The organism is Vibrio sp. 10N.261.46.A3, from assembly GCF_041472995.1.
Lineage (GTDB): Bacteria > Pseudomonadota > Gammaproteobacteria > Enterobacterales > Vibrionaceae > Vibrio > Vibrio coralliirubri.
Map to the genome: position 1 here is coordinate 1 of NZ_JBFRRH010000036.1, position 9321 is coordinate 9321.

6 protein-coding genes are annotated in these 9321 nt (G+C 44.4%); 3 read left to right on the forward strand and 3 right to left on the reverse strand.

The window, feature by feature from the left end; all coding sequences use genetic code 11:
• The 3 genes from AB4484_RS10205 to speA form a co-directional block, all read right to left on the reverse strand.
• Nucleotides 1–2462, reverse strand: a 2462-nt coding sequence (locus AB4484_RS10205; RefSeq protein WP_372077894.1) for a retention module-containing protein, incomplete at its 3' end; no start/stop codon positions are given.
• A 662-nt stretch (nucleotides 2463–3124) separates the two neighbouring features.
• Complete coding sequence (gene speB / locus AB4484_RS10210; protein WP_017105806.1) at nucleotides 3125–4051, reverse strand: agmatinase; 927 nt, start codon at nucleotides 4049–4051, stop codon at nucleotides 3125–3127.
• Complete coding sequence (speA, locus tag AB4484_RS10215; protein WP_048609979.1) at nucleotides 4051–5958, reverse strand: arginine decarboxylase; 1908 nt, start codon at nucleotides 5956–5958, stop codon at nucleotides 4051–4053. The genes speB and speA overlap by 1 nt, the downstream gene beginning before the upstream one ends.
• 424 nt (nucleotides 5959–6382) lie before the next feature.
• On the opposite strand from speA, the gene AB4484_RS10220 reads away from it, so the two are divergent.
• From AB4484_RS10220 to AB4484_RS10230, 3 genes are all read left to right on the forward strand, one after another.
• The gene (locus AB4484_RS10220; protein ID WP_372077897.1) at nucleotides 6383–7087 is read left to right on the forward strand and encodes a class I SAM-dependent methyltransferase; all 705 of its coding nucleotides are present in this window, start codon (nucleotides 6383–6385) and stop codon (nucleotides 7085–7087) included.
• A 189-nt stretch (nucleotides 7088–7276) separates the two neighbouring features.
• Nucleotides 7277–8713, forward strand: coding sequence for a coniferyl aldehyde dehydrogenase (locus AB4484_RS10225; RefSeq protein ID WP_372077899.1), 1437 nt, complete (start codon nucleotides 7277–7279; stop codon nucleotides 8711–8713).
• On the forward strand, nucleotides 8710–9288 hold the full coding sequence (locus tag AB4484_RS10230; protein ID WP_048607093.1) for a TetR/AcrR family transcriptional regulator: 579 nt from the start codon (nucleotides 8710–8712) through the stop codon (nucleotides 9286–9288). The genes AB4484_RS10225 and AB4484_RS10230 overlap by 4 nt, the downstream gene beginning before the upstream one ends.
• The last annotated feature ends 33 nt before the right edge of the window (nucleotides 9289–9321 follow it).

Genomic DNA, 9321 nt, shown 5'->3' on the forward strand with positions numbered 1-9321 from the left:
TAAACCTCAACTTTGTCTGCACCTTCAGTCGTAACAAATGCACCTGTCGCCTGAGCGATAACAGAGCTTAAATCATCTTCATCAACGACAAACGTACTCGCAGCAGTCATATCAGTGATGGTTGGCACATCATCCGTCACCGTGATCTTCAGATCGATCGCATTCGATTTATCTTGGTCGAAATCTTCAGCAACAACAGAGAAGTTAAGGTTAATCGCGTTTTCACCCGCGCCATCAAGGTGCTTAAGTGGTTTAAACAATTCGAATTGATAGCTGTTATCCGAGGTATCGAAAATAATCTCGAACACCGCTTCATTACTCGTTGCTGTTTGAGCAACGTAAGTAAATGTTGTGCCGTTTTGTGAAACAGCTTGCCACTCTAAACTTTCTCCATCAGAGGTTAAGCCCGTCAGAACCAAATCTTCATCAACCAGTTCATACTTCACAACACCATCGGCGCCTTCATCAACCGTGAATAATCCATTAATAATGGTGTCTTCAGATTGATCGGAACCAATACCAGTGAGGTCATCCTCATCGACAACTGTTTCCCCTGTAGGTGCTGTCATCACTGGTACATCATCTTTTACATTAACGAGGATCTCAGCAGCTTCTGGTGTGTTTGAACCTCCAGACAGTGCAGAACGGTCGCCATCTGCATCAACAGCATAAATTGGCAATGCAAAAGTTAACAGCGCATCTTCAGCGCCTTGATGTGAAAGGTTTTCATAGAGGTTAAATTCATAGTTACCCAATGATGGGCTATCAACTTTTACGTCAAAGACAGTAATTCTCGATCCATTGACCTCTACATAACCTTCGTATGTCCTTACACCATTAGTTTCGTCAACCAACTCGAGTAGCACCGGCGCACCATTAGAAACCAAGGTGCCACCCGTATTAAATTCCATCGGCTCCAGTTCATAATGGTCGATGATGTCGCTTTCGAAAATATCGGCAGTGATACTTCCGCTCCCCGCTACAGGCGCGTTTCCCTCTTGTGAGCCACCAATGATGCCTGCTTCATCGACACTAATACTGTCGACATTAGTAATGACTGGGCTATCGCCATCAGTGATAACAATGTTGATGTTATTGGTTACAACATCTTGATCGAAATCGGTAATCGTGATCGGTAAATCGAACGTCAGTGAATCGGAGCCCACTTGTTCTATTGGATTAAACTGCTCGAATTTATAAGTACCATCGGTATCTAGTGAGATAGTGAGAACAACCTCACCTCTGCCTTGAATGGACAGAGTAATCGTTGTTCCATCATCAGAAAGTCTGGCAAGCGTATTTTGATTATCACTGAGCAACCCATCAAACTGGTCCAGTGCACTAGCATCAAATACAGCTGATTGAAGATTATCACTACCAATATTGGAGAACGTTCCTTCAATTGCTGCACTGCTAGTTTCTACGTTACTGATATTCACACTTTCAGCAGACGGATCGCCCCCATCAACCACGGCAACTTGTGCATTAATTGGTGTTGCTAATGGGTTTCCCGCGGTGTCTTCACCTTGAATATCAAAAGTGATGTTAATTTGATCGCCTGTATAGGAAACCTGACCACCACCAACAGACGTTACGTGATCAATTGGTTGAGAAATCGTTGTGGTCAGTGAAAGCTCAGCGTTGTTTCCAACACTAACAACATCGATGTCGATGCGTAATACTTCATCGGTGCCTTGAACACCAATGATAGAGTTCGTCGCCGCATCATAAGTAAACGTAACAGGCTGACCACTTGAGGTTATATCACTGTTTAGCTCTGTGAGTAGCGAAGCAAGGGACAGTGCTTCTGGAGCAAAAGAATCAGGGGAGAGCGCTAAACTACCAGCAATAATCGTTTCGGTAGTTGTAATAGATTGGGGATAGGTATTGCCAGAAATGGAGCCTTCAGTGAGCACTTCACTGATTGATTGACCGCCCGATGAACGAGTTATTGTTCTGAACTCTTCTCGGTCTTCATCAACCGTTTGTTCTGCTAGACCTGCGGTCTCAAAAAATGTCGATGGATGAGTTTCTGTGTAGTTGTAGTCAATCGTCACAAAGCCAGCGTTTGCTGAACCTTGCCCGCCACCAGCGGCCGTTGCTTCTAAGATTTGGGTCGGATCGGCACCACCTAAAATGGCTTCTTGGATAGCAGCAAATTCATCATCATCAAAATCTCCTGCATCGGCTTGCTGTAAGTCAAAATTAACTTCTCCAGCGATCGGAGCATCAGCCCACGCTAAATCTTGGTCAACACAGCCAACACAATTGCTGCCTACCTCAGTGACACCGTTTGGGGTGCCTAATACAAGCTCTGCTTGGTTGGCAGTGATAACAATCTCGTTCTCACGAATAATATCACCAGCTGAAATTTTTCGTGCGCTTCCGTCAGACTTCACTACGATGACTTCTCCACTCACTGCCTCAACAACTGCAGCTTGGCGCGAAACTTCAATACCCATATATCCCCCGTGGTCACAAAATGCTGTATTGCTCAACATCGTGAAAATGATAGTAATAACGGTTTCAGGCTTAAATTATATTCAGAACTTATTCTCTGAATTAACAATCAATTACGTAGACTGATGTATGTGATGAGTCAGTTCCGTTTCGCCTGTTTTTTTTATAGTTTACTTAACCTTAAGCCTAGTCTTCCTTATCCGAAATGTCATGTCTGTGCGAAGTGACTTCTTTTCACAAATCTAGGCATTCACTTTAGTTTGTTCATGGACTAAGCAAAAGTTTATAGGGTGTTGATTAATGCGCAACAAAATGCACACCTTAATTACACCTCAAATTTTTATAAATATATACAGTAATAAAGTTGATAAATCATTAGGATTTATAGGCAATGAATAAGGTAGAGATATACCTAAACCCCAAAGAAGAACTAAATCCCATATTTGAGACAAGGTCAGCACAAAGCTGATGAGAAACCGTTCAAACACCATATATGGCGTCAATTACATATGAAACTACTGGAGTTTTGAATAGGTATGCAGGGACAATGAGTAGAAGTTGCAAATGGATATTTCGAGGAATCCCAAAAAAAAGCCCACTAAGTTGAACCTTAGTGGGCTTTAAAATCAGTATATAGCGTTATGCTGTTAGCAATGACACACTATTATTTAGCAAGGCGGTTCGCCGTCCAAACGTAAAGCAGTTCGAGAGCAATCGTCGCGCCAGCCAATGCTGTAATCTCGCTTTGGTCATACGCTGGAGAAACTTCTACAACGTCCATACCAACCATATTGATACCTTGCAAGCCACGGATAATTTTCAGAACTTTGTCTGAATTCAAACCGCCGCATACCGGAGTACCTGTACCCGGAGCAAACGCAGGATCCAGACAGTCGATATCAAACGTTAGGTAAACTGGCTTATCACCGACAATGCCTTTCACTTGAGCAATGATCTCGTCCACGCTCATGTCGTTCGCTTGCATCGCGTTAATAACGTTAAAGCCATGTCCTTCCTGCTTGTACTCTGTACGAATACCAATTTGCACTGAATGTTCAGGCGAAATTAAGCCTTCATTTGGCGCATGGTAGAACATAGTACCGTGATCGTAACGACTGCCCTGACTGTAAGTGTCAGTGTGCGCGTCGAAGTGAATCAGAGCCATCTCACCGTACTTCTTACCGTATGCTCTAAGCAAAGGCAGTGTAATGAAGTGATCACCACCTAAACCTAACAGAGTTTTACCACTATTTAGAATCGCATCAGCAGCCGCTTCTAAACGTTGAGTTAAGTCTTCTGCATCACCGCAATCAAACACAAGGTCGCCAGCATCAATCACTGAGGTGTGTTCAAATACATTGAAGTCCCAAGGGAATTTTTTACCTTCCCACGCCAAGTTAACTGACGCACGGCGAATCGCATCCGGTCCCATACGCGCACCCGGACGACCAGACGTCGCCATATCTAGTGGCGCACCTAATACAACCACATCAGCATCGTTGTCGATTGGGTTCTGTACCAAAGGACGACGCATAAACGTCATCGCATTGGAGTACAGCGAGTAATCTGGTTTCGTAAATAGATCGTTCATTAAAAATCCTCAAGATAGGTGTAACCCATCAAGCCTTGCTCTAACTCTTCAAGTACGCTTTGCTGCTCTTGCGCTGGTACTTTCGCCGTTACCAATTCTTTGTAGTTCTGACGAATTAGGTCCATATCGATATGAACATAACGCATCATGTCTTCAACCGTGTCGCCTTCGTTGATGTAATCGATATTCGCTTCACCACTTTCATCAACGTTGACCACCACACTGTGCGTGTCACCAAATAGGTTATGCATATCGCCCAAGATCTCTTGGTATGCGCCTACTAAGAAGAAGCCCATCAGGTAAGGTTCGTCTGGGTTCCATGCAGGCACTGGCAACGTTGTTTCAATGCCTTGGCCGTCAACATACTGATCGATCGTACCGTCAGAATCACATGTGATATCCAGGACTACCGCGCGTCGCTCGTCCGCATTGTCCAAACCACTTAGAGGCAATACAGGGAACACCTGATCGATACCCCAAGCATCTGGCAACGATTGGAACAAAGAGAAGTTCACGAAGAACTTATCTGCCAAACGCTCGCTCAACTCATCCAAAATAGGACGGTGGTAACGGTTTTTAGTACTCATACGAGAGCTAAGTTCATAGTTAATACGCAAAGACATCTGTTCTGCCCAAGCACGGTGCTGAAGGTTCAGCATGCCTGTCGCAAATTGGTTGTGTGCTTCTGCGATATCACTTTGCGTGTCGTTGTAGATCTCAATCAGCGCGCGGTCATCATTACCTGCATCTAACTCCAAGAAGTTCTTCCACATGTTGTTTAGCAACAGCGGTGCGTCAGCTTCTGGCGCCGCCATGTCTTCTGGTGAGTAGCTTTCTGTACCGATCACGTTAGTAACAAGCACAGCGTGATGCGCAGTCAACGAACGACCAGATTCCGAAATAATCACAGGCTGTGGTTGATTGTAGAGTTTACAAATATCCCCTACTGTCATCACGATGTTGCGAGCGTACTCAAGCAAGCCGTAGTTCATTGAGTTTGAAGATTGGCTGCGTGTGCCGTCGTAATCGACCGCCAAACCGCCACCAACATCTAGGAACTTCAGTTGAGCACCAATGTCACGCAGTTCACAGTAAAAACGAGCCGCTTCACTCACACCATTTCGCACATCACGAATATTCGCCATTTGCGAGCCAAGGTGGAAATGCACTAGCTCTAAAACATCCAGTTGATCTTCTGCTTTCAAGCGTTCAATAACGGTCAATACTTGTGATGCAGACAAACCGAATTTCGACTTCTCACCACCACTTGCTTGCCATTTACCTGCACCTTGAGAAGCAAGACGAATGCGTAAACCTAAACGAGGTTTCACGCCAAGCGCTTTTGCTTCAGAAAGGACAAGATCAAGCTCTGACAACTTCTCTAAAACGATGAATACTTTGTGGCCTAGCTTTTCGCCAATAAGCGCAAGGCGGATGTATTCTCTGTCTTTATAACCATTACACACGATCACTGAGCTCGCTTTTTGAGCCAGCGCCAATACCGCTAATAGTTCAGGTTTACTGCCCGCCTCTAGACCTAGTTGCTTCTGCTCTAATTGAGCTTGGCTTGCTAAGATCTCGTCAACCACTTCTTTCTGTTGGTTAACTTTAATCGGGTAAACAAGTAGGTAACGGTTATCGTACTGATATTCGTCGATCGCTTGGTTGAATGCGTTACAGATATTGTGCACACGTTGATGCACTATTTGAGGAAAACGCACAAGAGCAGGCAAACCAATATTTCGCTGCTCTAACTGTTTTACGATCTGACTTAGCGGAACTTGATGATCGGTTTCGCTCGGTGAAACATACACCTCACCGTTATCATCAATTCCATAAAAACCTTGGCTCCAGTGCTTTACATTATACTCAGCACGGATGCGTTCCAAATTAACCGAATTTTCCAATTCTAGAGACCTCACACTATAGGGCCATCGACAGAAGATACCTCTTTGGAATAGCGAGGTATAACCCAACAAAAAGCGTTCAAAAACGATTTGTTGGCTGCATTAACCGATATTATTAAGAGCGAGTCCAACCATTGATATTTGTGGTGACGATTACGTTTTTTTATCGACAGATCGACTTAAAGTGACAGGTAAGGAATTACAAGGTTTTAGGGTAAAAAACAGGCTGAAGCGCATTAAATATAAAGCAATTTCTCACATTAAATTAGGGAGAAAAAATGTGCAGGAACCATAAGATTTTTAGTAAATTGAGTGAGGTTAAGTCAGAGTTGTGACAAATATAAGCACTTCACAACCTGAACTCTCGCTATCACCAACATAGCAAGTATCCTGTTATTCCAAGCCTATTGATGAGTGTTAAATCATGTCCGAAATGTACACGACCTATGCAAAGCAATACGACTCTGCTGCTCGCGATAATATTTATAATGCCCTATTAGAACGCCCATCAACCATAGCCTTACTTGATGATGTGAATGGGCTCGACATTGTCGACCTTGGCTGTGGCTCAGGTATTTACGCGCAATGGTTTATTGAGCATGGTGCAAAAAAAGTCACGTGCACCGATCTATCTCAAGATATGGTCGACTTAGTCAACGCTAAGCAAATCCCAAATGTGACTGCTTACGCGCAAGATGCTGCGCTTGGTTTACCTAAAGAAGCTGATAACAGCGCTGATGTCATCGTGTGCCCATTGGTACTGCATTACATTGAAGATCTAAAACCTGTCTTTGATGACTTGTATCGCGTATTGAAAACGGGTGGTTACCTAGTCTTTTCTACTCACCACCCTTTTGCTGACTTTGAGTGCACCCTTTCAGGTAACTACTTTAAGCGTGAATTCATTCAAGAAGAGTGGAATACGGTCGGCACACCGGTTCAGGTGAGCTTCTACCGCCGTTCACTAACCGAACTTTGCCAAGCCGTAACCCTATCTGGCCTGCTGATTTCGCAAATCACTGAAGGCACGATCGACGAAAAAGCGAAAGCGATCTGTGAATCGACATACCAACGCCTATCAAAAAACGTAAACTTCATCTTTATGCGTTGCGAAAAAGTGTCTGCCTAGCCCGCAAGCAAATCGCGTGTGTCTTTGATTGCGTCAAAGGCACTTTTTATCTTCCTAACCATCTCAACTCAGCATCCGCTTAACTGAACAAAAAATAAACTTTTCTCGCACATATCTTGTATTCGATTCGATCTTCTTGTAATTTCAACTGACCAACCAATCGGTCAGCTTTCGAATTTAGGGGATACTATGAGCCATAATCTAGACCTTGAACCAAACACGTCGAGCACCAACGACATGGATCAAATGTTCAACCGACAAAAAGATCACTACCGCAATAACGTTAATCCTACGCTTGAGCAGAGAAGAGAAAACCTCTCAGTACTAAAAGCGTTGTTAATGCGCTATCAAGAGCAGTTGATTGAGGCAGTATCTGAAGATTATGGCCATCGAGCAAAGCACGACAGCTTGATTGCTGACATCACCCCTTCTCTTCACCAGATCAATTACAGCGTGAAGAACCTTAAGAAGTGGTTGAAGCCATCACGCCGCAAAGCTGGTTTGATGCTAACGCCAGCTAAGATCACGGTTCATTATCAGCCTGTGGGCGTTGTAGGCATCATTGTTCCATGGAACTTCCCAGTCATGCTCTCTTTAGGGCCTCTGATCACAGCATTAGCAGCGGGCAACACTGCGATGCTTAAGATGTCGGAGTTTACTCCAGCAACCAACCGAGTTTTAAAAGCGATGTTGGCTGAAGGCTTTAGTGAAGATCAAGTTGCGATCATCGAAGGTGAAGCTGATGTTTCCGCTAAATTTAGCCAACTGCCGTTTGACCATATCCTATTCACAGGCTCAACCGCTGTGGGTAAACACGTTATGAGAGCAGCGGCTAACAACTTAACACCAGTTACCCTGGAATTAGGCGGCAAGTCTCCAACGATTATTGCTCCCGACTTTGATGTGGCTGACGCCGTTGAACGCATCCTGTTTGCAAAAAGCTTAAACGCTGGCCAGATTTGTGTGGCGCCCGATTACATCTTATTGCCACGAGAAAAAGTCGATGCGTTCATCACAGCTTATAAGCAATACTTCAAAAAACTGTATAAAGCAGGCATTGAGAGCAAAGACTTAACTTCAGTGATCGATATGCGTCAATACAATCGTTTGAAGGGGGTGATTACAGATGCTCAATCTAAAGGCGCAGTTGTTCACACCGTCACCGAACAAGCGCAAGACGATGTAAACCACAGAATGACGCCGCACCTTCTCACCGAAGTGAACGACGACATGCTCGCAATGCAAGAAGAGCTGTTTGGTCCTGTTCTGCCTATCGTGCCTTATGATTCCATCGAAGAAGCAATCAGCTACATCACAGAGAGAGAACGCCCATTGGCTCTGTACCTAATGAGCCATAATAAAGAAACCCAAGACAAGTTTTTATCAGACACGCACTCTGGCGGCGTGTGTATTAATGATTCTTTGGTGCATGTGGCTGCAGAAGACGCGCCATTCGGTGGCATCGGCCCTTCAGGCATGGGACACTATCACGGCATTGAGGGCTTCAAGACCTTTAGCCATGCCAAAACCGTTCTAAGTAGAGGAAAAATCAACTTCACCAAGTTAATGCATCCTCCTTACAACAACCTAATCAAAAAACTGATGTTCAAAGTACTCAATAGATGATCACCAAAAGACAAAAAATCCTAGATGCTGCGCTCCTGCTTTTCTCTCAACAAGGGCTAGAGGGCACATCTACTGGACAAATAGCGAAAACAGCCGGCGTGGCAAAAGCGACGTTGTTTCACCACTTCGAAAACAAATCTCTATTGATTGATGAGCTGTTTCGCGAGCTGAAGCTAGAGCTATTCTCGACCCTTCAACCGCACACTGATGTGGCAGTAGAAGATCGCTACCAAGCCTTTAAGTTCATGTGGATCACAGGGATTGAATGGGCATTAGAGAATCCGGTTGCGATGAAGTTCTTTACCAATGTTCATTTCGACCCAACGACTCAAACTCGAGAAGTGATTGTTTCACAGATGTTCGCATCGCTAGACGAGATCATTTTGAAAGGGCAAGAAGATGGTGAATTGATGGTGTTGGACATTAACCTTGTTAGACACTTCATCCATAGCCACTTTCTAATTTGTGCAAATTGGCTGATTGAACAAAGCGAGTCTCCACCAGAGCAAACATCGAAGTACATCAACGATAGCTTTGATATGTGTTGGCGAGCGGTTGGTGGGCAAACCAAGTAGCTTTAAGCCCAAGGCTCTAAGCTCTAAGCTCTA